Origin of the sequence: Vibrio sp. 1F255 (assembly GCF_041439145.1) — a bacterium.
GTDB lineage: Bacteria > Pseudomonadota > Gammaproteobacteria > Enterobacterales > Vibrionaceae > Vibrio > Vibrio crassostreae_C.
Genome location: NZ_JBGONQ010000003.1, coordinates 110,235 through 136,135, shown reverse-complemented (window position 1 = coordinate 136,135; position 25,901 = coordinate 110,235). Strand labels below are relative to the sequence as shown.

The window sequence follows — 25,901 nt, the reverse complement described above, 5'->3', positions numbered from 1 at the left end:
CCTAGCCTTGAATATCAAGCAAGTGATTAGATGGTTTTAAGTGCAGCGGCAATCCGGCAGCAACCAGCGTGACGCGCTCAACGACGCGAGCTAGCGCTTGGTTCATTCGTCCTGCATTGTCCACAAACAAGCGAGACACTTTACCCAGCGGCACCACACCTAAACCGACTTCGTTAGAGACCATGATAATTTGCGCCGGACTTTGCTCGACGCTTTTGACCAATACTTCAACCACGGCTTCAACCTGTTCATTAGTTGCGTCATCACCCAGTTCAAAGATGATGTTGTTCAACCACAAGGTTAGGCAATCAATCAATACCACATCTTCTTTCTCAAAAGACTGCAGTTTTTCGGCTAATTCGACGGGTACTTCATGCTCAATCCACTGCTCACCACGACGCTGTTGATGGTGCGCGATTCGTTCTCGCATTTCATCATCAAGATATGTCGCTGTCGCAATATAATTGAGGCGTCCATTTGAACATGCTTCAAGCGCACATAATGCTTGTTGCTCTGCAAAACTAGACTTACCAGAACGAGCCCCGCCCAATACCAAATGGCTGTTTCGCTGACTTGCTTGATTAGCTTGAATAGTTTCATTCGTGTTGGTCATAGGAAGCCGTTATAGAAAGCCATTGTAAAATGCAGTAATGAATACAAGGTAAGTCAGCAACTCCATTAACTGTTGAGCCGCACCCAAGCAGTCCCCAGTAAAGCCGCCAATTCGAGCCGTTAACCACGTTTTAAAACCTGTTCTGAACAGATAGGCGACGACAGATAAAACCAAAGCGAATTCAAGACCAAACCACAGGCTAGGCAGCACGCCTACCAGCAACAAGAAGACAAGTTCGCCTTTGGTTTGCTTGTTGGCCAATGGTTTACTTTTACTGGTATCTAAATCACTGACATAAGGCATGTCGTAAATTAGCGATGCAGCAATCGCGCGGCTAAAGGTATAACTGGTCACGATTACCATAAACAGTCCCGTCATGCTTATGAGTTCATTCAACAGCACCCACTTGCCAAGCAGAGCCATAATCAGAGCAGACGCACCATAAGTACCGATTCGACTGTCTTTCATGATGGTCAAACGGCGTTCTAGGGTCATGCCGCCACCAATGCCATCGGCCATATCAGTCAAACCATCTTCATGGAATGCGCCAGTGAGCATCAGGCTAAAACTCATCATCAAAAAGATCGCTACTGCACTCGGCAGTACCACATCAAGTAGCAAGAACACACCGCCACACAGAACACCAAGCAACAAACCAACCGTTGAAAAGTAGCGACCAGAACGGTTCATTCGCTCTGTAGAATAGGGCGTGTTTTTCGGCATTGGCAAGCGAGAAAAGAAACCCATCGCCAGCGCAAAAAGCTCCCACTGATAAGTAACTCGATCTTTCAACGATCTTTCTGGTGCATCACTCATTAAACCGTGACTCCAGCACTTTCGAAGCTCGCCATGTTGTTATAGAACTCGGCTGCCGCACGAATGATTGGCATAGCTAGCGCAGCACCTGTGCCCTCGCCTAATCTCAATCCAAGATCGAGCAGTGGCTCAGCGTCGAGCAGCTCTAACAGAATTTTGTGTCCTGACTCTTCAGAGCGATGGGCGAAGATCATATAGTCTCGGCAACTCGGTTCAATTAAAGTCGCGACATACGCCGCAACCGACACGATAAAGCCATCGACTAATACTGGGGTTTTGTTTTGGTAAGCGCCAAGGAAAGCACCGACCATTTGAACGATTTCATAGCCACCGACTTGTGCGAGTACCTCTTTAATATCTTTAACTTCATTCGCATCTAAACCTTTGCAACGCGCGACACCTTGCTCAACCACAGCCACTTTACGTGCAAGCTGTTCATTGTTGATGCCAGTGCCTAGGCCAACACACTCCGCTGCAGCACGATTCGCTAATGCACTTAAGATCGCTGATGCGCTGCTGGTATTTCCGATACCCATTTCACCAAACATGATGATATTGGTGCCATTCGAAATGGTTTTAGATACAAGATCTGTACCCAGTTCAATCCCACGTTCAACCGTTTCTAAACTCATTGCCGCTTCATTGGCAAAGTTATTGGTTCGCGTACCCAAACGCTGAGAGATCAACATGTCACTGTCTGATTCCACAGGCAACAATATCCCCGTGTCGACTACCGTGATATCGATATTATTCACCGCACAGAAGCAATTGATCGCCGCGCCATCGCTTAAGAAGTTCAACACCATCTGTTGTGTTACCGCGCTTGGAGCAATACTCACGCCTTCGTCAGCAATGCCATGGTCGCCAGCAAAAATGATGATACTTGGCTTATTCAATTCGATGTGTTCAACCGCAGCTTCTTTGCCTTGGCTCTGAATCAAAGCCAGTTGATGTGCGACTTTTTCTAGTAAGCCAAGTGCGCCAAGTGGCTTGGTTTTTTGGTCAATTCGGTGTTGGATGTACTGCGAGTATTGGGTATCTAACATAGTTTTTAAAAACGCTTATTCTGGGTACGTTGATATAGGGCTGCTACTTAGGTATTGCTACTTAGGGCGTGCGACAGAAAACACATTGGAAAGCGTGGCGTATTCACCGCCACCCAATCGAGATAAAGGATCAAGTGCTAACGCGTCGATCTTAAGACGCTCACTGTCTTTGTCGATCACGTCTTCGGAAATGTACACGGTTTCGACTTGAGCAAAGATAAGGCTTTGTGGCACTTCTCCAACCTCTTTTACTTCGTACAAGGTGCATCCAAAAGCGACCGCGCACTCTTTCAATCTCGGTAAAGAGAAGCCTTCAAATTCAACCAGATCAATGTTATTCGCGGTGACTTCCGAATCACCATGTTCAAGGGTAGCTGCTGTCGCCGTCATGGTTTCGGCAGAACTTGAAGAAGCAATGTGAATCACTAGCTTACCCGTTTCTAGGGCATTACGAGTGGTATCTTTGATTTCGCCGGACGGCTTCTTCCCAACCGATAACATCAGTAACGGCGGATTGCTGGAAACAGGTGTGAAATAAGAGAAAGGCGCGAGGTTGTACTCTTGGTCAGAAGATTCCGTCAATGCCCACGCAATCGGGCGAGGAACAACGGTTTGTGTCATCAGGTGATAAATCTGAGTGGGAGCAAGAGTATCAAGCTTGAGGTTCATAGCACGTCCTTGGTCTATGTGAATTACGACTCAGTTTACGTGTTAAGCAAGGCTGTATCTATGGCTATGTGGCAGAAACCGCAGAGAGTGTTCTTAATTTAAACAGATCACACTGGTTTTTTCTCAGATTGACAGTCAAATTGACGAACCCTAAAACACAAATAATACTGATAATAGATTTATCAATAACTTACATTTTGGCATCGTTTATGCCTTATCTAAATTACTTATTAATCTCTCCATTGATAAGTACCCATACAGTGAATGCCCACAACACTGACGCTACACGAAGAAAGACAATCGATTGAAAGACAAAACAGAACAACGATTTAGGAGGTGTAATGATTCCAAATTCAAGTAAAAGAAAACCAAATAAATCAAGTAAGAAAGCTAGCAAAAAGGTAAGGAAAATCCCACTGTCCTTTACCTAGTAAGAAGCAAGAAAAGTAACAAAGCCCGTCGCCCAGCGGGCTTTGTTATGTTTAACGCCTAACTTAAGTTTCAAACCGCATTTATCTTTCCCACCGCCATTATGTTTCATATCGTACTTATGCTTCAGACCGTACTTATGCGTCGAGCCAAACTAAATCATCTCTTTTTTCCATAAACAGGCGACTCCCCACATACTACTGACCACTCGTTTAACAAACTTTTATTCGCTTAAAATTCAAACACTGTTTATATTAAACAAGCACTTGTGGAGTGAAGAAGGGATTAAAATGAGCATTTCTGGAGACAAAACATCGGTCGTGGTGGCTGGTGCAACCGGGTTAATTGGTCATCATGTGATGAAGTTGCTCATCGATGAACCCGCCGTTGATCATATCTATGCCCTATCTCGCCGAGCGTTAGATTCACAGTTTGATTCCAACAAGCTCCACACACTCATTCACAGCGACCTGCAAGTTACCAGTTGGGATGACACGAATGCGACGCCTAATCTTGGCGTTATCTGCTTAGGTACGACTAAGAAAAAGGCAGGATCAAAAGAAGCGCTTCGCAAAATCGATGTGGAACTGGTTAGCCAAGTCGCACAGTCGATGAAGTTTCTTGGGGTTCAACGCGTAGCGGTCGTTTCTAGCTATGGCGCTTCACCAGATTCCTATTCGCACTACCTTCGCTGTAAAGGACAAATGGAACAAAATTTAAAACGTATTGGCTTCAAGCAGCTTTTCATCGCACGCCCTGGGCCTCTGGTGGGTGAGCGTGATGAACCTAGAGCTGATGAAAAACTCCTGCAAAGTGTCTTTCCTCTGCTGTCTCCATTTATGCTTGGTAAGTTCAAAAACCTACGCCCTATTCAGTCGGAAGACGTAGCCAAAGCAATGTTGTTCCGGTTATTCGAAAATAATTTCCAAAATATCGAAATTTACTCGTCAAGTGACATGCTCAATTTATTGGCAAAATATCGCTAAAAAGCTCACCTATTCATCACAATGTTGAATATCCACCCATCCTATTGAGTGGATATTACTAATCGTTCTAATAAATTACTTTTCCTTATTTTACGTTTTGTTACAGGTCGCTACTGTAGCTAACAGTATTTGCGCCCATATATCTAAGCGCCCTATCGATTTAAAGAAATTCATAAGGAAAACAAATGTCATTTTCAGCTATCGCTGCCTTAGCGGTATTCACTGGTATCCTCTTTTTTCTCTACGGACAGCAGAAAAAAGAAAACACACTTTCTCGCCTCGTTTTACTCGGTTTAGTATTTGGTAGCGCATTTGGTCTTGGTCTACAGCTGTTATTTGGTGAAGGCAATCCGGTCATCAACGAAACACTAGACTGGGTAAATATTGTTGGCCGTGGTTATGTTGGCCTACTGAAAATGGTGATCATGCCATTAGTATTGGTTTCAATGATTGCAGCAGTAGTGAAGCTTGAAAAAGGCGGCTCACTGGGCAAGATTTCTGGTATCACCATTTCTGTACTGTTAGCAACAACCGCGATTTCTGCGATTGTTGGTATTGTTGTAACGCAAGCATTCGGCCTGTCTGCTGAAGGTTTAACAGAAGGCGCTCGCGAAACAGCACGTATCGCAACACTTGAAAGCCGCATCGGTAGCGTTTCAGACCTAACAATTCCACAAATGCTGATCAGCTTTATTCCGACTAACCCATTTGCAGACCTAACGGGGGCTCGCTCTACGTCTATCATCGCGGTTGTTATCTTTGGTGTGCTAACGGGCATCGCTGCTCGTAAAGTGATGGCAGAGAAAGAAGAACTAGAATCTCCAATCCGTACGTTTGTTGAAGCGTCACAATCTATCGTTATGCGCTTAGTTAAGATGATCATGGCACTAACGCCATACGGCATCGCAGCGTTAATGGCGAAGGTAGTTGCAACATCAAGTGCTTCTGACATCCTCAGCCTACTGGGTTTCATCGTTGCATCTTACGTTGCGATTCTACTGATGTTCGTCGTACACGGTGTGTTGGTTTCTTTTGTTGGTGTAAACCCGAAAGAGTACTTCCAAAAGATCTGGCCTGTACTGACGTTCGCTTTCACGTCTCGTAGTTCTGCAGCAACAATTCCACTGAACGTTGAAGCTCAAATCACTAAGCTAAACGTGCCACCAGCGATTGCTAACCTGTCTGCCTCTTTCGGTGCGACGATTGGTCAAAACGGTTGTGCGGGTATCTACCCTGCAATGCTAGCAGTCATGGTTGCGCCTACAGTTGGCATCGACCCAATGGACATCAACTTCATTCTGTCTCTGATTGCTATTATCACAGTGAGCTCATTCGGTATTGCTGGCGTAGGTGGCGGTGCAACGTTCGCGGCGCTTATCGTACTTCCTGCTATGGGCCTTCCTGTAACGATTGCAGCACTGCTTATCTCTATCGAGCCACTTATCGATATGGCACGTACGGCGCTTAACGTATCTGGTGCTATGACAGCCGGTACGATCACAAGCCGCCTATTAGGCAAGAAAGACAAGCAACAAGATCTGGAACAAGCGAACGCTTAATGGGTTCGATTGATTCAAGCACTTGAGTCTCGTTAAACAAAAAAACCGATGCACATGCATCGGTTTTTTATTATCTGTTACTTCTAACTTCCATTACTTCACGAGCAACAGCTTAGAACACAAGTTGAATGACTTTTCGGCAAGTGCTTCATCGTCGTCTTCACTTAATCCGCTGACACCAATAGCGCCAATCACCTGCCCATTTAATTCAATGGGAACACCGCCTTTAAAGCCAGTGATCTTTGGGTCAGTCCAGTAACTTAAGTCTTTACCAGTTTCTCTCGCCCAAGCACCTAAGTTACCGCTTGGCTGTCTATCTCTTGCAGATGTATAAGCTTTGTTCTGTGCTAACAATCCGGCTTGAACACTCACATTATCCATGCGAATAAACGCCAGTAACTCACCGTGCGTATCACACACGCTCACCGCGATTGCTTGTTGATTACGCTCAGCAATGTCTAGAGCGTTAGACACCAGTTGTTGCGCGATCTTTTGATTCAACATATTCATTCCTTATGGCAGTGCTTGACCACGTGAGTACACGTATAGGTTGTACCACTCTTCACGAGACAGGTTTATCTGAGTCGCGACTGCCGAAGCTTTGATTCGCTCTAGATTTGTGGTGCCAATTACAGGTTGGATACGAGCAGGGTGACGAAGCAAAAATGCCAACACAATCGCTTCACTTTCTACGCCATATTGGTTCGCTAACTGAGCCACGTAGTGCGCTGTCTTTTTCACGTTTTCATGTTCTGAATACAAACCTTGCTCAGCAAATCGGCCTTGTGCCAAACAGCCCCAAGCTTGCAGTTGGATGTTATTCAATTGGCAATGTTCAAGAGTGCCTGCGGCGAAGTCTGATTGATGGTGCCCTTGCGAGTTAATCATCACCCCATCATTCAACCAATCCAATTTGGCTAAGCTCATCTCAACTTGATTCGCGACGATGGGTTGCCCAAGCGCAGATTGCAGGTACTGAATTTGATGGCTGTTCATGTTCGACACACCAAAATAATCGACCTTACCTTGCGCTTTTATGTGCTCTAACGTTCTTGCTAGCTCATCGAGTTCCATCAAAGGATCAGGGCGGTGCAATAACAGCACATCAAGCTTTTCAGTATTCAATCGATTGAGAATACCGTCTACCGATTGGCCTACCCAATCAGCCGAGAAATCATAACGACCAACATTGCCCTCGCCTTCAAAACGAATCCCACACTTAGATTGAATGAACATCTGTTCACGCAGATCAGGCGCTTGTTGTAATGCTTGACCAAAGGCTTGCTCAGCTTTGCTGAAGGTATAGATATCCGCATGGTCGAATAAGTTAATGCCCGATTCTAGTGCGGTGCCGATTACGCTTCGTGTTTGAGCAACATCCGCACTCGTCACTGGATTATCATTCCAGCCACCACCTAACCCCATGCAGCCATAGGCAATTTGCCCAACATTCGGTAGATAATTTGATAATGGGATACGTTTTTTGTCATTCGTTTTGTTTGTAGATTCAGTGCTGTTCGTCATATCGATTCTCGCTTAGAAGATTTGCTGACCAGAAAAATGCCTCTATCATATTGTTCTTTTTAAAAACAGAATATGCTAGTTACGAAATGATTGTTTGATATGACGAACAATAGATTGGTAGGAACGCGCGAATGAACGAACACAAAAGAATAGAACGACTGATCCTGTTTGTAGAACTTGCTCAGCAACTCAACTTTACCAAGGCAGCCGAAAAGCTCGGTATCTCTAAGAGCTACCTTTCTGAACAGATCAAACGTTTAGAGAACGATTTACAGTGCCCGCTTTTGGTCAGAACCACTCGCAGCGTTCGTTTAACCCAAGAAGGCGAACGCGCGTTACAACAAGGCTTAACGATTCGCTCGCAAGTCTTACAGCTTGAACGCAGTGTTTCTGAGCAACACGACATCGTCAAAGGCCTATTACGCCTCACTGCGCCAAAGATGTTTACTGAGGTATATCTATTCGATATCTGCCAACAGTTAAGGCAGCAATACCCTGAGATTCGTTTCGAGATAAACAGTAGCTACACCAACTTTAATCTCAATCAAGATGATATCGATATCGCGTTTCGTGCCACCAATACGCCACCTGACAACATGGTGGCGAAACACTTGATTAGCTATCAACATGATTTAGTCGCGACTCCCGGTTATCTTAACCAATTTGGTCGCCCTACCAATGTGAGTGACTTAAGTGATCATCAATGCTTAGCAACTCTGCACCAAACCGAGTGGCCTTTAAAATCGGTAAATATTGATGTGTCCGGCTGGCTTTCAAGTAATGACAACCACCTGCTTAAGCAACAAGCTATGGCAGGCAGTGGCATCATCCGTATTGCAAGTTACTACGTTGCGAAAGAGGTCGAACTGGGAGAATTAGAGCGAGTGCTGCCTGATGAATGTCTGCAACAAGGCAACAGTATTTACCTTTTCTATCCGCAAGTTATTTATCCGGCAAAGAAACACCAAGTGTTCGTTAAATTTGTTCAGCATTACTTTGAAAACTTGAAAACTTGAGAGCTTGATAGTTTAAGATCTTGAAAACTGGAGAGCTCGATCATTTAAGAGCTTGAAGATTTGGTAGTTTAAGAATATGAAAGCTGAGTTAACGAGTTGAAGAAACGGAAACCGATGAACAGATAAATCAAATAACACGAAATAAGGTTTAAATAACCCTCTTGATTTATATGCCTATATTTAAAATGGGATTATCGAACAATAATAAAGCGATTTTTCGAATGCTCTCATCGATGATTGTTCTTGATAGAAAGAAATCGTGCATTTGTTCAATAATACAATGAGTTACCTATGAATGATTAACATAACTGATATATGATGCACCGCTTCAGTATGTCACATCATCTTGGCACCAGTTCGATAACAGGATCCTCATGAGCTTTATTATATTATTACTTCTTCTGCTATTCGTAGGCTTTACACGTTTACTTCAGTGGCGAAAAACCTCTCTGTTTTTATCTCTTGTTCTTATATCGTCATTTGTGCTGATTGGTTCAGGTTTAATTCCTCGTTATTTACTGAACGATCTGCAAGCCGATTACGAAAATAAGCCTGATATCCAATGGTCTGACAATAACGCCATTGTTCTTCTGGGTGCGGGAACGCAGTTAATTAAAAGCACGCAAGAGTTCGAGCCAGCCTTTTTCTCTTTTGGCCGAATCAGTGAAACCGCCAGCCAATATAAAGATTGCGCCAAAACCCAAACCACATGCAAAGTGATCATCAGTGGTGGCGATGCACAAAATAACGGTGTTGCCGAAGCAGAAGTTTATCAGCAACAATTGCTGAGACTTGGCGTTCCGATGGGTGACATCATTCAAGAGCCAAATAGCGTCAACACTTGGAAGAACGCTCAGCTCACTAGTGACCTAATGAAGCATCATAAATTCGACAACATTGTGTTGGTTTCATCTGGTCTACATATTCGTCGTAGCGAGCTCTACTTCAACCACTTCGGCTTGAATGTTATTCCAGTGAGAGCCGACTATATGGCTGCTCAAATTTCATGGTTGCCATTGTGGTACAACTTTGCGGTCACAGATTTTGCTTTGCATGAACAGATTGGCTTTGCTCGTTACAACATTTACAACTTTATGGGTTGGAACAGCAAACGCGAAAAACCAGGTGATGCTTAATCTCTTCCAATTAAGTTAACTCGAACAATAAAAAACGCAGCAGCAATCGAACGGTTGTTGGCTGCATTTTTCGATCTTGCTTATCACAACATCCCTCCTTATTTGGCTTACTCAGTACTTCCCCCTCCTTTAAACAATAAACCTATCTAATCCATCTTGCTGGCCTAAATTTTCCAAGCCAACATACCAAATAACGAGGCTTCAAAAACAGAAACGTTCAACAATTAATCACCCATAGATTGGATTGTTGAAACTAATTGAAGTCATCAAGATAAGTCTTTATCAAACAACAAGTTGATCAGTACAACCTCCTGATATCTATAAGTATTTATTTTCAATTCATTTCAGTATTTTTGGCATTGTTTTATATGACAAAGTACACCCCGCTAGAGCCCCTCGGCTTTAAATAATATCAATAAAATCTAATAACTCGATTCTAATAAAAATAGCCAAATAATGGCATTTAGGAACTTATTCATGCTTAACGTCAGTAAAACCGTTCTATTTAGCTCTGCCCTCTGTTTCATCTCTTTTGCCACTCATGCCAAGATATATTCAGACCAAATCGTATTGGATAACCTCGATGAAGATATCTGCCGTTCCGATTATCGTCCGCTCAGTAATACAGAAGCTCAAGAACACAAAACCGCCCTACTATCTCGCATGAATGTGTGGGACATTGCTGGCCTTAAAAATGACTGGGTGATCATGGGGTCTGGCTACCACGGGCTCATCAAACAAGGACAACCAAGTGACAATACTTGGTGCTACCCCAATACCCCAGACGCAGGCCTGCCTTACTACGAAGCGCAAGCTATCGAAACGAACAATAACCTTGATATTCAACGCGCCTTAGTCAGCGACAACACGAACTTTATCAGGCCACTGAGTTACTTGGCCCATAACCTCGGTTACGCTTGGGTTGGAGGCGATAGCGCGCGTTACGTCGGCCAAGACATGGCAATAAAACCGCTTAACAATGGTTGGGAGATTAAAGGCAATAACGATGGAAGCTGTGCCGGTGATCGCTGTGATGAGAAGACAAGCATCACTGTTGATAACTTCGCTTACACGCTCGATAACACATCGTTTTTACACGGTTCTATGACAGAGACCGACCAAGAACTGATTGAAACCGTCTCGGCTTATGCAATCAATGACGACGATCAGTCTAAACAAATCGTCGTTGACCTTCATTTTGAGCAATCCACACAATGGAGTAAAACCCAACGCTTCGACCTTGCTGATTCAGTCGTCATTGATGAAACCTTTCATTGGCCACAAGTTGGAAAGACAGAAGTAAGAGTAGCGCTAGAAGATGGCCAACGTTTCTCCGATACCAACAATGGTGCTCGTTTTGAACCAACAGAACTGGAAGCCATCATCACCGTGCCTGCTCACTCAGTACTTCCTTTTCAAGTAGAGTTCTTACGCTCTACCATCACTTACCCATACCGTATCAAAACCAGCATGAGTTACGACGTGAACTTCACAGGTTTCCTTCGTTATAGCGGCAATGCGCTAAGCTCACACCCAACAAACCGCCCGACGGTCTCTCACACCTTTACCATGGGAACCACTAGCGAAGATCAAGCCAATATCCGCTACCAATGGGATCACCGTTATATTCCTGGAGAGATGAAATGGTGGGATTGGAGCTGGGCAATCAACACCAATGGTTTAAGTAGCATGCAGTACGCCGCAGGTGCCAGTGTCCGTCCTTTCTACACCTATGTTTCAGGCCAGTTTAGTGCGGAGTCACAATATTCTGGAATGATCGATATTGGTACCGAGCACTCTATTGATTCATTTAACGCCATGACACCTTCAGGCGATTACACACCCTACTACGCTGGTGACATCAAGGTTCTGACTGACTTCGACCCTGCAGCCCTAGCGCAACTGGGTTATAACAGCGCTCAGCTAACGCTTACCCCAATGCAGCCATAAGCCCATAGAAAGTTTCAGCTGTTATTCCAAGCCCATTGCGTCTGCTCTGGGCTTGATTCGTCTTACATTCTCTCAGTCATACATCTGTATTAGCCGCTAAGTATTCACTTCTGAATCGTTTTTCATTGACTTAAAAATGAAATCATAACGACACACTAATTTGCGTAACTTAGGGTGCAAATAGGCAATCAGATTACAGTGCCTATCAGGAGGATGTATGAAACCAAATCGATCTACGGTACTCACTGGACATGTAAAACACTGCCCATGCTGCTCTACCGAACTGGTCATCAAAGACCACATTCACGTTTGCCCGCGCAATGAAATTGGCGACTGTTACTTCGATGGCTATGACCAACACGAACAGCGCGCTAATACCGATTTTATCGATCATGCAAGTGCCAATGATAGCCTTGTTTACGGCATGTCAGAACACTAAGCGTAATTAAAGATTTGTCGAAGTCATTTTGCGCCAAAAAAAATGCAGCGCCAATCGAGTGATTGTTCGCTGCATTCTTAGATCCTGTAAACTTAGCTAACCATTAGAATGGAGCTAGGTAAAACGGATTACCACATTAGATCATCTGGGATCACGAAGTCTTTGTACGGGTCATCTTCGTCTACTTCATCAGAGCTTGAAGCTTGAGTATCAACGATAGATTCTTCGTCACGCATCGCGATCTTGTTCGCTACTGCTGTTGGAATAACAACATAGCTCTCGCCTTGACGAGCAATACTTAGAATGCCTTTACTTAGTTGCTTTTGAGTCAGCTCTTCTACGTAAAGATATTTAACTAGCGTACCGTCGGTGAAGTTGTATTTGATCTCACCGTTCTTCTGTTCGATCTTGTTCATCTCAATCAGTTGCTTCACTTGAGCTTTAATTTCTTTGCTCAACTGTTGTTCTTTCAACTGTTGGTTTAGCTCTTTGTCTTTCGCTTGCTGCGCCAGTTTAATTTCTTCAGCTGCCGCTTTTGCTTCACGAGACTGAACGCGAGACTTTTTAGAGCCTTTCTTCGCCTTCTTTAATTTTTTCTCATTTACCAAGCCAGCTTTAAGCATCTGCTCTTGGAGTGTTAACTTTGCCATGACTTTCCCAGTTCAGGATTAAAAACGGCACTATCATACCTGTTTTTGAGGTTTCTGTTTACTGAACAAGAGTAAATTACAGAACAATCGCAAAATTTATGCTGATAGCTCTAAGCTGTGTCCATATTCCCTTCTTGTTGCTCACAACCTCCACTTTACCGCGACACACAGTTTTCACTTAAGCACGCCAATATTGGCTGTTCCACCGACTCGAAAGCATTAACTGACCCTATTATTCGCGCGCGTACCACTTATCATTCCGATAAGACAATATGTTAATTTTCAATGGTTAATCAATTTTATAAAACCTTGGCATATATCTCATATTTGAATAAATGCCATAGAGTTATAACTCCAATGTCATAACTCTTGACTACGTTATTCTAGACATCAATCAATAAGGATAACGTAAACGATGAAAACTCAATGGACTTGGTTAGCTGCACTTGTGGCATCCACATCAATCGCTTCGACCTCTGCGATCGCAGACACCGACGTGTATCTCACCAATAACACCAATCAAGTGATGACCATTCAAGCCAACCACACTGGTACCGACCTGCTTCAACTCGGTGATGAGTGGCAACAGCATGTTGAACAGATTGGTCCTTGGGAGACGAAGAAGCTGATAAGTTTCAACCGCTGGACTGGTGTGAAATCTGGGAAGACCTATGAGTTTGACACTGTGGTATCAAACGCTGTGGGCGAAAGTGTCACGCTCAACCAAACCATGAAGGGACATTGGTATAACTCGACACTGCAACATGGTTTGAGTGCCGCAGACGTCAACCTAACATTGTATGACGATCGTAATATTCATCGCAGCACAACCGATGCGTTCGGGGTCAATGCAGAGCTAGCCCTCAAAGCCGATTCTACAGCGCGCTATGATGATATTTATTACACCATCACCCCACCAAAAGTGGATGAGCAACCAGAGCCGGATGCCAATACACTCAAGGTCATGACTTACAACATCTGGGCGCTGCCTGCCATCGCTTCACATATTGGTGACCGCTATGACCTACTCCCTCAATATGTAAAGGGCTATGACGTGTTGGCGCTTCAAGAGGTGTTTGCTAACGGCAGAGATGAGTTCTTGCGTGAGCTTGCGAAAGAGTATCCTTATCAAACTAAAATGCTCGATAAAGATGGGATTAACATATACGACGGTGGTGTGATCATTGTCAGCCGCTATCCTATCGTTAATGAAGCGCAGTATGTTTTCCCTGATTGCACGGGCACAGATTGCTTTGCTGATAAAGGTGTTAACTACGCGGAAGTGATCAAGAATGGTCAGGCTTACCATGTTTTCGGTACCCACACGGCATCATTCGATACGGACACCGCTCGTGATTACCGACAACGTCAATTCAAGCAGATGCGTGCACTGGCGCAGTCTCTGAATATCCCGGCATCAGAAACTGTGGTTTACAGCGGTGACTTCAACGTGAACAAGCTCAAGTTCCCAGACGACTACCAACAGATGTTCGCTAACCTGCAAGCTGACGAACCAACCTACTCAGGTTACACCGCTTCTACCTTTGACCCACGCATCAACAACTTTGCGGGTGAACCTATGTCGGGTGGTGAAAACGTTGAGTATCTCGATTATGTGGTAGTGAGCTCGGAATATGCCGCCAAAGCTCATAACGACAATCGTGTGGATGTCCCAAGATCAACAAGCAGTGAGTTATGGAAGCACTACAACCTTTCAGACCACTTCCCTGTTAGCGCCGTGATCAAGTAACTCGGTGAACCAATAATGCATCGAGTTATATTAATCCTAATGCTCGTCTTAACGGCTAGCATTATTGGCTATTCGTGGTCATCAAAAACGAACGAAACAGCGCTATCTTCTGCTCAACACACAGAACCTAAGCCGCGTGTTTCTACGACAACTAATGACGATAATTCCACGCCTACTGCAACCGCTAGTTCGGAAAACTCCGCATCGCACAGCAATCAAGCCCAAGCCGGAGCACTGGACGGTAAAATTCTTGCTGAAAACTTGAGTGAGCTTGAAGGCAAGGCTTTGTTCGATGATCTCGATGGGTTCTGGAAGCTTTGCCAACAACGCGATGACTGCGCAGAGCAACTCGCACGATTGAAATCAGAATTGCCGGGCATATGGTTCGAGTTACTGAGCGACTATCCGCAGCTATCGGCTGACTGGCAATTAACACAAAGCACTATCCCACTTGAATCCATAGAGACTCTTGAAGATCGTGTTGCCTTATTCAAGCAATCTGCACAACAAGTATGGGGAGAGTTGGCCCACCAGCTATTCGCTGACCAGTTTGCTCATCTGGATTTTACGCTTGACGCTAACACCCTTGAAAAGAACGAAGCGAGCCAGTTTTTGGCCAACTATCAAGATTTGCTTAGTGAATGGCAAAACAATACGGGCACGTTAAACGCCGAAACACAGCTTCAAAAATATGAACTGGCAGTATCTTTGATACCCAGCAGCTATAGCCCTGCTGAAGTAGCATCAGTCAAAGCCGACCTTCAAGATGCCTACTTAGATGAAGCGCAGGCCAGCAACATTGCCGCGCGAGAACAACAAGTCGCACAACAGCAACAAACCGTGATGAGTTATCACGAGCAACTGGATCAGCTCAAAGCGACCTTAGACTCTCAGCGATCATCAAGTTATGCCACTTGGACTCAACAAGATTGGGACAGTTATTATCAACAGCAAGTCACCGATTTCAGGGAGCAGTTCTTTAGCAAGTAACGCCTTAACTTAAACCATCACGAAACTGAGCGGGCGTTTTATTGAGCCAACCTTTAAACGCCCTTCTGAAATTTGCAGGGTCGCTATAACCGAGCCTTTCACCGATGTCATCAATGCTCATGGTTGTGCCGAGTAATAGCTCTTTGGCCAGCTCCACTCGAACTTCGGTAAGCAATATTTGGAAACTGGATTCATGGGTCACTAGCTCTCGCCTGAGTGTACGAGAGCTACAACCAAACTCATCCGCGAGTTGTTCTATAGTCGGGAAACTACCTGCGGTTTGATAAACGATCGTTTTGATCTGATTAGTCAGCAGATGCTCAGAGTCCAACGTTTCGACTATCGACTGGCAAGACGCAAGATAGCGCTTCAGTGTCGCGGCATCATGAGTCAATAAGGTCTGTGATAAAACCGAGGCATCAAAACGCAATTCACAATGGCTCTGCTCAAAAACTACAGGGCACTGGAAACGGTCGTCATAGAGCTTAGCGTAATTGGGACGAGCATAAGGCAAAGCCAAAGTGTGAATATCCAACTCATGACCAGTCAGTTCTTTGAACAAAGAGACGATGGAACTTAAGAAATACTCACTGCAGAAAGGGAGCAGATCGCCCACTTCCAAGGTGTTCTCAATCTGAATCACTGCGTGCTCGGAATCTAGAAACAATTTAACCGAGAAAATAGGACCGTTCAGGCGCAGATATTTAAAGCCCGACTTGATGGCCTCCCCGACATTTTGACTGGTCGATAGCGCATAACCCAACACACCAAAGTGGCTCAAGCTAGCGTGTTCCCCCAGCCAAAGCCCTAAGCCATCGTGAGGAAAGCTCTGATTCGCCACGCTAAATAACGCTAGTTTATCAGCGTAAGTCAGTTTTCCATTCGGATCTCGCCAATCCATGTTCGGCAAACCCACATCATTGAGTAGCCTTTCAATATCGATACCTCGTTGCTCTAGCGTATTCAACAGCAGCGCGATATCTAATGTGCCCAACTGATGCCGATGTCCGGTTGGCTTATACTCCGCGATAATCTCCAATCGTCTCTCCTTATATCGAGCCCATTCCCATCAACATGACTACTCAGCCTTAACAACACATGCTGACAAAATCGTGATTGGTAACGCGCTCTTGTCCGAATATGACCTCCCAATTCTACGCTACTCATCGCACAATGGCTTTAGTTGTTAAAATAATGTGAACCATCGCAATGATAAAAACCAACCCAGCCCCACACAGTTTGATTAATTCTAATGGTCAGCCGATCATTGGGCATTTCGATGGCATCCTTAAACACCTAAACATCGAGAACTTTGACTACCGAAACTCGATGGATTCAAAAGCAAACCCTTGGCAGAAGCACTTCCACTATAAGCAATTCCAGTTTGTCAGCATCGTCACCGACACACACATTATCGGCGTCGCTATCGCGGATATTCGCTACTTAGGCTCGGCATTTTGTTATCTGTACGACATAGAAAACAACCATCTGCAAGAGTCATCTTGGTTGAGGCCATTAGGGTTTGATAAGCATGTAACGCCTTCACCATTTGAAGGAAAGACAAGCATTGCAGATCAAAGCATTGCTTTCTATATCGAGGGCGGACAATGGCGAGTTCGCTTGAATACGAAATTCATCAAGGCCGATATTTCTTTAGAGCCTGAAACCGACAGCTTGCCCATGGCGATGTGCAGCCCAACGGGTTATTCAGGTTGGACTTACACCCAAAAGCACAATGCTTTGCGCATCAGCGGTGAAATCCAAATCAAGGGAGAATCACTCGTTCTCGAACAAGCTCGTGCCGGTTATGACTTTTCAGCGGGTTACATGAGACGTGAAACCAGTTGGCGCTGGGCAAGCATCAACACGCAATCCAATGGGACAGATATTGGCTTGAACCTCGCAGCAGGCGTCAATGAAACCGGAGGCTGCGAGAACGTTTTATGGATCAATGGAACTCGGCACTTACTTAACCCGGTACAGTTTGCGTTTAGTCGCCAAGACACCAATTTACCTTGGCAGATAACATCACAAGATGGACGTATAAACCTGACCTTTACGCCCTTAAATAATCGCAGCGAAAAGCTCAATTTATGGCTGTTAAAAAGTAACTTTCGTCAGTTCATTGGTCACTTTTCTGGCTCGATTGAAGACAACAATGGAGTGACACATCAACTCGATGGTGTTCTTGGCCTAACAGAAGATCACTTTGCTCGCTGGTAGCGAAATTTTGCTAACTGAATTTCAGGCGAGCAAGTCTAAGTAAACTTGATACTAAGAACGCGTATGGCGTCTCAACAAGGATAAAACATGAATATCGACGCATTAATCAATTACCCAGAATGGCTACTGCTGGTATTAGCGCCCTTGTTCGTGGTGTGCATGTTGGCTGAGTATTTTATCGGTCAGAAGCAAGGTCGACTGCCTGATAACTCCAGCTATAAGCTTTCAGAAGTGATGTGTAATTTCACGCTGGCGGGAATGCATCAACTCTCCGATTTGCTCACCGGGTTATTGGTCGTGCAGCTGTATCTCTGGATGTTTGGTTGGCGCTTAATGGACATTGAAATGGGCGTGCTGAGTTTTGTTGTATTGATGGTGTTGCAAGACTTTTGCTATTACTGGTTCCACAGAGCAAGCCATCGTGTTCGCTGGATGTGGGCAGCACACGTGGCACACCACAGTTCAGAAAGCATGAACTTCAGTACGGCTTTCCGTCAAAGCTTAATGTATCCACTTGCTGGGATGTGGCTTTTCTGGATACCGTTGGTCATCATAGGTTTTGCCCCTAAGTGGGTCATCTTTGTGGTGCTTCTCAATCTAGGTTTGCAGTTCTTCGTCCATACACAATGGATACGAAGCTTGGGGCCACTTGAATACATCTTTAATACCCCTTCGCATCATCGAGTACATCACGGCAAAAACCCGCAATACATTGATAAGAACTACGCCGGCGTTCTTATTATCTGGGATAAGTTATTTGGTACATTCGAACCTGAAGTTGAAACTGTACGTTATGGCGTCACCAAACCCGTGAACAGTTTTAATCCGATAGTGGTCACCTTTCAAGAATGGAAGGCCATATTCAAAGATCTGAAGAACCGAGAGTTGACCATGAAACAGAAAGTCCAGTTGATACTCTCGCCTCCATCGGATTAAACGGACGATAGACAGATTGTATTAACTAAGAAACCGCCTCAATTGGTTTCAAAACCTTCCCCACTGACTCGATTGAATAGTAAAGCACCGTTTTCCGGCAATTTATTTGTGATCTGGGTTGCACGCGTACCGCATACTATCAGATACTGAACAAAACTAACCTTCAGCCACAGTAAACGTTCCGCGCTTGCTGTTCAGGAAATTCAATGAGTTCAGATAATCAGCCGACCTACTTCTTTTTCGATTACGAAACTTGGGGCGTTAGCCCAGCAAAAGACCGTCCGAGTCAATTTGCAGGTGTTCGTACCGACCAAGATTTCAATGTTATTGGAGAGCCTCTGGTTATCTATTGCCAACCTCCCGCTGATTACCTCCCTGCGCCTGAAGCTGCGTTGATCACCCGTATCACACCACAGAAAGCGGCTTCACAAGGTCTTCCTGAACCTGAGTTTATCGCTAAGATCCATGCTGAGTTAGCGAAACCTAACACCACAAGCCTTGGTTACAACAGTATTCGATTCGATGATGAAGTAACGCGTTACACCTGTTACCGAAACTTCATCGACCCATATGCGTGGAGCTGGCAGAACGGCAACTCGCGTTGGGATTTATTAGATGTAATGCGAGCTGTTCACGCACTGCGCCCTGAAGGCATTGTTTGGCCAGAGAACGAAGAAGGTTATCCAAGCTTCAAACTGGAACACCTATCTGTGGCAAACGGCATTGAACATGAGAACGCGCACGATGCGATGGCCGATGTTATTGCGACCATCGAGTTAGCGAAGAAGCTGAAAGCTGCGCAACCTAAGATGTTCGATTACCTTTACAACATGCGTCATAAGCGTAAGCTGAATGATCTGGTTGATATCGTAAACATGACACCATTAATGCACGTTTCAGGCATGTTTGGCCGTGACTGCAACTACACCAGCTGGATTGTGCCTATGGCTTGGCACCCAACCAATCAAAATGCGGTTATCGTGGTTGATTTAGCCAAAGATCCAAGCCCACTGTTAGAACTGGACGCTGATGAACTCAGAGAAAGGCTCTATACCAAACGCAGTGAACTGGGTGAAGACGAACTACCCGTACCCATCAAATTGGTTCAGCTAAACAAGTGCCCTATTCTTGCTCCAGCCAAAACGCTAACGGCTGAAAATGCTGAAACCATCGGTATCGATCGCCAACAATGCCTGAAAAACTTGGCACTGCTGCGCGAACACCCAGAGATCCGCGAAAAACTGATCGGCCTGTATTCACAAGAGCGCGAGTACGAAAAGAGTGATGATGTTGATACACACCTTTACGACGGTTTCTTTTCACCTGCTGATAAAACAGCGATGAACATCATTCGCGAAACTGACCCGAACAACTTGGCGGCTTTGGATATCACCTTCAGTGACGAACGAATTAAACCGTTACTGTTCCGTTACCGTGCGCGTAACTTCCCATGGACGCTCGACGAAGCTGAGCAATTGAAATGGGCGAACCATTGTCGTGAGTTTTATGAGTGCCGTTTAGAAGAGTACATGCTCAACCTTGAAAACCTCGCGCACGAACATGAAAGCGACGAGAAGAAAATGGCTATCTTGAAGGCGGTTTATCAGTACGTAGAAAAGTTAGCTAGCTAATTCCATTATCAAGAGACGTAACACTTTGAAAGAAAGATTGATCCAACTGGTTTACTGCTTAATCTCCTTCACCTTAATCATAGGTGCACTTACAGCAGGTAACGCGTTACAGCACTTTTTGGATACCTCAATCCCTGGCAGTATTTTTGGCATGTTGATTCTGTTTGCCGCCATGGTGATTGGTATTGTTCCTTCGCACTGGGTACAACCCGGTGCAAGCTTGATTATCCGCCTAATGATCTTACTGTTTGTTCCGATCAGTGTTGGGTTGATGGATCATTTCGACATGCTCATCGCGAACGCATTGCCAATTATGGCGAGCGCCGTTGGTGGCACATTATTGGTGTTAGTATCCTTATCATGGTTCTTAGACCGCTTGCTTTCGAGAGGTAACTGATCATGTGGATTCTACTCACCATCGTGGTATTCCTATTTGCTCGCTGGGTAAGTCAAAAAGTAAACTCGCCGCTGTGTAACCCCCTGCTTATCAGCATTGGTATCATCATTCCGATTCTCACGTTCTTTAGAGTACCGTTTGAGACTTACTATGCTGACAACACTTGGATTACCTACATGCTGCAGCCTGCGGTTGTTGCACTTGCTTACCCACTTTATGAGCAGCTACCTCAAATCAGAGCCAACTGGCGCATCATTACCTTTGCGTGCACGCTAGGCAGTGTGATGTCGATGACAACAACGGCAGTGATCGCAGTAGCATTTAAAGCGGACTTAACTTTGATTGCGAGCTTGTTAGGCAAATCAGTCACCACGCCAATTGCAATGGAAGTATCGAGCCATTTAGGTGGTGAAGCAGCGATTGCGGCAATACTGGTATTGATTGTGGGTCTATTTGGGGCAATTTTTGCTTACCCAATCTACAACCTCATTGGTATTAAGAGCCCGATCGCCCGTGGTTTAACCATGGGTACCGTGTCTCACGCTTTAGGCACCGCGACTTGTGCGGAAAAGAATCAGGAAGATGCAGCATTCAGTTCTTTGGCTCTTGTGCTTTGTGGCGTCATTACCTCAATCATCGCACCGAGTATATTTTCGCTCGTGGTTTGGTTCTACTCTTAACCTAAACGATCACTACGCGATTCAGCCCAACCAGAATGCTGTTTATTACAGTGTCTGTTTGGGCTTTTTATTCGCATTTATTTAGCAATAGCAGTCAAGTCACGGTCTTTTACGAGCAATAAGTGCGATATCAGCTGTATAAATGGCTCTTGTAATCGATTTCAAGTGTGACCTCACTCTAATTATGCAAACCAATGTAACAACAACAATTCAATAGTGATTTTTATCACAGAAAATTCCTGAGCAATGCATAAACTTAAAGCCTAAGGTCAATTAAGGATTCAACATGAACAGTCGTATTACCCTGGCGCTGGAAAGTGCTCCATCATCAATGAAAGCGCTTTTGAGTGACATCGTATTAGCAGACAACTTTGACGCGACATTGTCTCCAGAACAATTTGCTAGCCTACTGCAAGCAAGTGGTCTAGCGGATGACGAACTACGTATTGCGCTACTTCCTTTTGCCGCAGCGTATTCTTACGCTCCGTTATCTGACTTTTATGTTGGTGCAATCGTGCGTGGTTTGTCTGGTACTCTGTATTTTGGTGCAAACCTTGAAATCGCTGGTGCTCAACTTGGTCAAACCGTTCACGCTGAGCAATCTGCAATCAGCCACGCTTGGATGAAAGGCGAACTAGGTATCTCAGATATCACCATCAACTTCAGTCCTTGTGGTCACTGTCGTCAATTCATGAACGAACTGACAACAGCAAAAGAACTTAAAGTTCAGCTGCCACAACGTGATGAAATGTCTCTGCAAGAGTACCTACCAGACTCGTTCGGCCCTGCTGATTTAGGTGTGACAACTGGCCTAATGACAAAGCTTGATCATAAGTACACGACCGAAGAAACAACGCCTATTGTTGTAGAAGCGCTAGCAGCACTAAACCGCAGCCATGCTCCTTACACCAAAAACCTAAGTGGTGTTTCACTACAACTGACGTCAGGTGAAATTTTTACGGGTGCTTACGCAGAAAATGCGGCGTTCAACCCGAGCCTACCACCCCTTCAAGTCGCGTTAATTCAACTTAAACTGGCTGGCTTCGATTTCGAACAAATTGAAAGTGCTGCTTTGGTTGAAATCGCAGAAGGTAGCATCAGTCACCTAGCGGATACGCAATCTACATTAGAAGCGATTAATCCCGACATTCCAGTGACTTACTTAGCAATCTAAGTACATATAATTAACAAAAATTTAAATAAGCAGCCCTATTTAACGGGGCTGCTTTTTTTATACCTGTAATTAACGCAACAACTTGCGCAAACGTTTGCTTTTATCATTGAAATAAGTATGATCACCCCGTTTTCAATCAATCGCTCAAAAGATCGGAAGGAATTTCTATGTTTGGTACTGCTACTCGTGAAAATGCTACTCGTGTACTTCTATTAGGTTCAGGTGAACTCGGCAAAGAAGTTGCTATCGAGTGCCAACGTTTAGGTTTGGAAGTTATTGCTTGTGACCGTTATGCAGACGCACCAGCGATGCAAGTTGCGCATCGTAGCCATGTATTAGACATGTTAGACGGCGATGCACTTCAAGCGATCATTGAACTAGAAAAGCCAGATTATGTGGTTCCTGAAATTGAAGCTATTGCCACCAGCAAGTTGGTAGAGCTAGAAGCGCAAGGCTTAAATGTCGTTCCAACTGCGAATGCGACCAAGCTAACGATGAACCGCGAAGGTATCCGTCGTCTAGCCGCAGAAGAACTCAAACTGAGCACTTCACCTTACCGCTTTGCAGACACCTTTGAAGACTTCGCTTCCGCTGTTGAATTCGTGGGCATGCCTTGCGTTGTTAAGCCAGTAATGAGCTCTTCAGGTAAAGGCCAAAGCGTTATCAAAACAGAGGAAGACATTCAGAAGTCTTGGGACTACGCACAAGAAGGCGGTCGTACTGGCGCGGGTCGTGTAATCGTTGAAGGCTTCATCGACTTCGATTACGAAATTACGCTACTTACCGTTCGCGCAGTCGACGGTGTTCACTTCTGTGCACCTATCGGTCACCGTCAAGAAGACGGTGATTACCGTGAATCATGGCAGCCACAGGTCATGTCTGACAACGCACTTAAAGCGGCGCAATACACGGCAGAGCAAGTGGTTAACGCATTAGGCGGTCACGGCATCTTTGGTGTTGAACTGTTCGTTAAAGGCGACCACGTGATCTTCAATGAAGTCTCCCCTCGCCCACATGATACTGGCTTGGTTACTCTGATGTCTCAAGACTCATCGGAATTTGCACTACACGTACGCGCATTTACAGGTATGCCGATCAAATCAATTACTCAGTATGGCCCTTGTGCCTCTGCCGTAATCCTTGGTCAAGGCACATCAACGAATATCCGCTTTGAAGGCCTTGCAGAAGCGCTAGACGCACCACAAACGCAAGTTCGCTTGTTTGGTAAGCCTGATATCGATGGTCGCCGTCGTCTTGGTGTGGCGCTTACTCGTCGCAACAGCACTGAGACAGCGATTGAAGATGCAATTGAGAGCGCGTCAAAAGTAAAAGTGATTTACTAACCTGCTATTCAATTCTGAACAATCACGAGTTCAAATCTGAACAATAAAAAAGACGGGCTATCGAGCCCGTCTTTTTGTTGGTGTTATCTGTTGGCTTAACTAAGCAGACTGAACTTAAGCGTCTGACTCAATCAAATACACTTCTTCACAGAAGCGAGACAAACCTTTCTTAGCAATCTTCGGATGTTCATCGTTCGCTATATCTTGATTCAACAATGTGATTTTGTATCCTGAGAACAACTGATCGATCTCTAGTTTAGGTACGCTAAACGGAGGCCCCGCCATCTCGCTTTGATCATAATCCAGAGTCACCAGAAGGATCTTACCGCCCGGTTTCAGCAGTTGTTTTAAGCGCTCTACGTACTGCACTCGCATCTCTTCAGGCAATGCGACTAAAGACGCGCGATCATAAATGGTATCGACAGGTTGGATTGGCGCTGAAAAGTAATCGCCCGTGTAGATGTTCAGTTCATCGAATTGGTAGAGCTCGTGCTGACCGCTAATTTGAGTCACAGTCGGGGTATAAAGGTGCTCTGCAAAAAATGCGCGAACCGCAATCTGGCTTAACTCGACACCTTGAACATCTTCATGCTTTGAAGCTAGCCAAATCAGATCTTCACTTTTGCCACAAAGTGGAACAAACACACTCTTCTCGTAGCTAGGCTCAGTATTTTCCCAAAATTTAATCAGAAGTGGGTTTACATCTTCGAGGTGGAAACCAATTTGGTTGGCTGCCCATTTATTGTGCCAAAATTCAGGATTATTCATCTTTCGTTCATGTTAAACAGTCATAATGCAAGGGTACAGTATAGAGAGGTAAGAGCAACCTTAGCTTGGTTTAAAGTACTAAATTGATTTCGATAAAATCAGAAACTGGCTAAGTTCAAAGTTCTGATAATTGCGGAACTAACGGTTGGGTTATTTGGCTATATCTTCACATTTTAAAGCAATATTAAACGTTAGAATTGGTTTCTGTCTTAGCTAGCCTCATTTAATATGTAGTGAAATTAGTTAAGCTGTTTTTACTCTTGTGCGTTACTGGTTACCCCTTTTGACTACCCGTTTTTTGTAACCTTGTATTTTGGAGTTTGAATGAGTGTATTTCTCCGTACGACGGCCCTAATGCTTTTGGTATTGAGCCGAGCGCCTGCATTCGCAGCAGCACCTGTTTCAACAAGTTCAACAGATCAAACGCGCACTCCTGCGCAAAACCAAGTATCTTCAAACGTATTCCGTCATAGTTTGAGCGGCCTTTACGGCATCAAAGCCTTCGACTCACGCCCGACTCAGCCTTACACCGACTTCGATATTTTGTACAGCAAAGCGCATCAAGGCCAAGCTGAACTAGAAACTATCTGTAAAAGTACTGCCCTACTCACCAATTCTGAAGCGCTATTTGCTGGCGTTAAATCTCAAGCTCGCGCAGAAGAAAAAATCGCCCTTGAGCTTGATGGTGATGTGACAAAAATTACCGACTTAGCCCGTGCAACTATCATCGCGAACGATGTAGAGAGCTTGGTTGAAGTTTACGAAGCGCTAAGCCGTGAAGCAGACGTTGTTAAGCTGAAAAACAAGTTTAAATCGCCGGCTGACTCTGGTTACCGTGACCTTAACTTGTTGGTTCGTTTGCCTAAAACCAACATCATTGCAGAGGTTCAACTTCACTTAAAAGCGATTGCTGACGTGAAAAGTGGTCCTGAGCACGAGCTGTACGAAATTATCCAAGGCATTGAGCGTCACGCAATTGCAGAACATCGCCCAATCAACGATATCGAAGCGGCACAAATCAATAGCCTACGACGCCAATCTTTAGAGCTTTACCAACAAGCATGGCAACCGTACATTACAACGCACATTAAAGCGGCTTAACACATAGATAGGCTATTCCAATAAACATCACAAGGGCTGCACTCGCAGCCCTTTTTAGTACTTGTTGAGTAGCCT

25 protein-coding genes are annotated in these 25,901 nt (G+C 44.8%); 16 read left to right on the top strand and 9 right to left on the bottom strand.

Annotation, left to right across the window (positions count from 1 at the left end; genetic code table 11):
- Position 1 precedes the first annotated feature (1 nt).
- From cobU to ACED41_RS03330, 4 genes are read right to left on the bottom strand one after another with little or no spacing between them, the layout of a single operon-like run.
- Entirely contained in the window at positions 2-613 is a 612-nt protein-coding gene (gene cobU / locus ACED41_RS03345; protein ID WP_371724466.1) for a bifunctional adenosylcobinamide kinase/adenosylcobinamide-phosphate guanylyltransferase, read from the bottom strand.
- A 9-nt stretch (positions 614-622) separates the two neighbouring features.
- Positions 623-1,429, bottom strand: coding sequence for an adenosylcobinamide-GDP ribazoletransferase (locus tag ACED41_RS03340; protein WP_017066160.1), 807 nt, complete (start codon positions 1,427-1,429; stop codon positions 623-625).
- The gene (cobT, locus tag ACED41_RS03335) at positions 1,429-2,475 is read right to left on the bottom strand and encodes a nicotinate-nucleotide--dimethylbenzimidazole phosphoribosyltransferase (RefSeq protein WP_017065520.1); all 1,047 of its coding nucleotides are present in this window, start codon (positions 2,473-2,475) and stop codon (positions 1,429-1,431) included. Before cobT ends, ACED41_RS03340 begins: the two co-directional genes overlap by 1 nt.
- Positions 2,476-2,532: 57 nt before the next feature.
- Positions 2,533-3,144: a flavin reductase family protein gene (locus tag ACED41_RS03330; protein WP_017065519.1), complete on the bottom strand. Its 612-nt coding sequence runs from the start codon at positions 3,142-3,144 to the stop codon at positions 2,533-2,535.
- A 719-nt stretch (positions 3,145-3,863) separates the two neighbouring features.
- Here ACED41_RS03330 and ACED41_RS03325 point away from each other — a divergent pair.
- Together ACED41_RS03325 and ACED41_RS03320 are read left to right on the top strand one after the other, a co-directional pair.
- Positions 3,864-4,559 carry an NAD-dependent epimerase/dehydratase family protein gene (locus ACED41_RS03325; RefSeq protein ID WP_017059149.1) on the top strand — a complete coding sequence of 232 codons (696 nt, stop codon included), beginning with the start codon at positions 3,864-3,866 and terminating at the stop codon, positions 4,557-4,559.
- Between the two features lie 185 nt (positions 4,560-4,744).
- Positions 4,745-6,118, top strand: coding sequence for an L-cystine transporter (locus tag ACED41_RS03320; protein ID WP_017059148.1), 1,374 nt, complete (start codon positions 4,745-4,747; stop codon positions 6,116-6,118).
- A 93-nt stretch (positions 6,119-6,211) separates the two neighbouring features.
- On the opposite strand, the gene ACED41_RS03315 is transcribed toward ACED41_RS03320, so the two are convergent.
- Positions 6,212-6,622, bottom strand: a complete 411-nt coding sequence (locus tag ACED41_RS03315) for a heme-binding protein (RefSeq protein ID WP_371724465.1) — start codon at positions 6,620-6,622, stop codon at positions 6,212-6,214.
- Between the two features lie 9 nt (positions 6,623-6,631).
- Positions 6,632-7,642: an aldo/keto reductase family oxidoreductase gene (locus tag ACED41_RS03310; protein ID WP_371724464.1), complete on the bottom strand. Its 1,011-nt coding sequence runs from the start codon at positions 7,640-7,642 to the stop codon at positions 6,632-6,634.
- Positions 7,643-7,773: 131 nt separating this feature from the next.
- Here ACED41_RS03310 and ACED41_RS03305 point away from each other — a divergent pair, with 131 nt between their 5' ends.
- From ACED41_RS03305 to ACED41_RS03290, 4 genes are all read left to right on the top strand, one after another.
- Positions 7,774-8,658 (top strand): LysR family transcriptional regulator, encoded by an 885-nt coding sequence (locus ACED41_RS03305; protein ID WP_371724463.1) that lies wholly within the window; start codon positions 7,774-7,776, stop codon positions 8,656-8,658.
- 374 nt (positions 8,659-9,032) lie between these two features.
- Positions 9,033-9,794 carry a YdcF family protein gene (locus tag ACED41_RS03300; protein WP_017065514.1) on the top strand — a complete coding sequence of 254 codons (762 nt, stop codon included), beginning with the start codon at positions 9,033-9,035 and terminating at the stop codon, positions 9,792-9,794.
- 477 nt (positions 9,795-10,271) lie between these two features.
- Positions 10,272-11,744, top strand: a complete 1,473-nt coding sequence (locus ACED41_RS03295) for an aerolysin family beta-barrel pore-forming toxin (protein WP_371724462.1) — start codon at positions 10,272-10,274, stop codon at positions 11,742-11,744.
- A 217-nt stretch (positions 11,745-11,961) separates the two neighbouring features.
- Positions 11,962-12,183, top strand: coding sequence for a hypothetical protein (locus tag ACED41_RS03290; protein WP_017059142.1), 222 nt, complete (start codon positions 11,962-11,964; stop codon positions 12,181-12,183).
- A gap of 128 nt (positions 12,184-12,311) precedes the next feature.
- On the opposite strand, the gene ACED41_RS03285 is transcribed toward ACED41_RS03290, so the two are convergent.
- Positions 12,312-12,833 (bottom strand): DUF2058 domain-containing protein, encoded by a 522-nt coding sequence (locus ACED41_RS03285; RefSeq protein ID WP_371724461.1) that lies wholly within the window; start codon positions 12,831-12,833, stop codon positions 12,312-12,314.
- Between the two features lie 415 nt (positions 12,834-13,248).
- On the opposite strand from ACED41_RS03285, the gene ACED41_RS03280 reads away from it, so the two are divergent.
- On the top strand, positions 13,249-14,583 hold the full coding sequence (locus ACED41_RS03280; protein ID WP_371724460.1) for a sphingomyelin phosphodiesterase: 1,335 nt from the start codon (positions 13,249-13,251) through the stop codon (positions 14,581-14,583).
- 39 nt (positions 14,584-14,622) lie between these two features.
- A complete protein-coding gene (locus ACED41_RS03275; protein ID WP_371724526.1) occupies positions 14,623-15,573 on the top strand; it encodes a chromosome partitioning protein ParA in 951 nt (316 codons plus the stop codon).
- Between the two features lie 4 nt (positions 15,574-15,577).
- On the opposite strand, the gene ACED41_RS03270 is transcribed toward ACED41_RS03275, so the two are convergent.
- The gene (locus ACED41_RS03270) at positions 15,578-16,612 is read right to left on the bottom strand and encodes an AraC family transcriptional regulator (protein ID WP_371724459.1); all 1,035 of its coding nucleotides are present in this window, start codon (positions 16,610-16,612) and stop codon (positions 15,578-15,580) included.
- Between the two features lie 170 nt (positions 16,613-16,782).
- On the opposite strand from ACED41_RS03270, the gene ACED41_RS03265 reads away from it, so the two are divergent.
- The 7 genes from ACED41_RS03265 to purT all read left to right on the top strand — a co-directional run bounded on the left by ACED41_RS03265 (position 16,783) and on the right by purT (position 23,957).
- Positions 16,783-17,796 carry a DUF2804 domain-containing protein gene (locus ACED41_RS03265; RefSeq protein WP_017070924.1) on the top strand — a complete coding sequence of 338 codons (1,014 nt, stop codon included), beginning with the start codon at positions 16,783-16,785 and terminating at the stop codon, positions 17,794-17,796.
- A gap of 87 nt (positions 17,797-17,883) precedes the next feature.
- Positions 17,884-18,732, top strand: coding sequence for a sterol desaturase family protein (locus tag ACED41_RS03260; RefSeq protein ID WP_017059137.1), 849 nt, complete (start codon positions 17,884-17,886; stop codon positions 18,730-18,732).
- A 206-nt stretch (positions 18,733-18,938) separates the two neighbouring features.
- Positions 18,939-20,363 (top strand): exodeoxyribonuclease I, encoded by a 1,425-nt coding sequence (gene sbcB, locus ACED41_RS03255; RefSeq protein ID WP_017070926.1) that lies wholly within the window; start codon positions 18,939-18,941, stop codon positions 20,361-20,363.
- Positions 20,364-20,388: 25 nt separating this feature from the next.
- Complete coding sequence (locus tag ACED41_RS03250; protein WP_004734867.1) at positions 20,389-20,760, top strand: CidA/LrgA family protein; 372 nt, start codon at positions 20,389-20,391, stop codon at positions 20,758-20,760.
- A gap of 2 nt (positions 20,761-20,762) precedes the next feature.
- Positions 20,763-21,440, top strand: coding sequence for an LrgB family protein (locus tag ACED41_RS03245; RefSeq protein ID WP_017059134.1), 678 nt, complete (start codon positions 20,763-20,765; stop codon positions 21,438-21,440).
- A 286-nt stretch (positions 21,441-21,726) separates the two neighbouring features.
- Complete coding sequence (cdd, locus tag ACED41_RS03240) at positions 21,727-22,614, top strand: cytidine deaminase (protein ID WP_017059133.1); 888 nt, start codon at positions 21,727-21,729, stop codon at positions 22,612-22,614.
- Positions 22,615-22,781: 167 nt separating this feature from the next.
- Entirely contained in the window at positions 22,782-23,957 is a 1,176-nt protein-coding gene (gene purT, locus ACED41_RS03235) for a formate-dependent phosphoribosylglycinamide formyltransferase (protein ID WP_137002067.1), read from the top strand.
- 114 nt (positions 23,958-24,071) lie between these two features.
- Here the strand turns inward: purT and ACED41_RS03230 are convergent, their stop codons facing one another.
- Positions 24,072-24,725, bottom strand: coding sequence for a thiopurine S-methyltransferase (locus tag ACED41_RS03230; RefSeq protein WP_371724458.1), 654 nt, complete (start codon positions 24,723-24,725; stop codon positions 24,072-24,074).
- Positions 24,726-25,049: 324 nt separating this feature from the next.
- On the opposite strand from ACED41_RS03230, the gene ACED41_RS03225 reads away from it, so the two are divergent.
- Positions 25,050-25,826: a RelA/SpoT domain-containing protein gene (locus tag ACED41_RS03225; RefSeq protein ID WP_017059130.1), complete on the top strand. Its 777-nt coding sequence runs from the start codon at positions 25,050-25,052 to the stop codon at positions 25,824-25,826.
- The last annotated feature ends 75 nt before the right edge of the window (positions 25,827-25,901 follow it).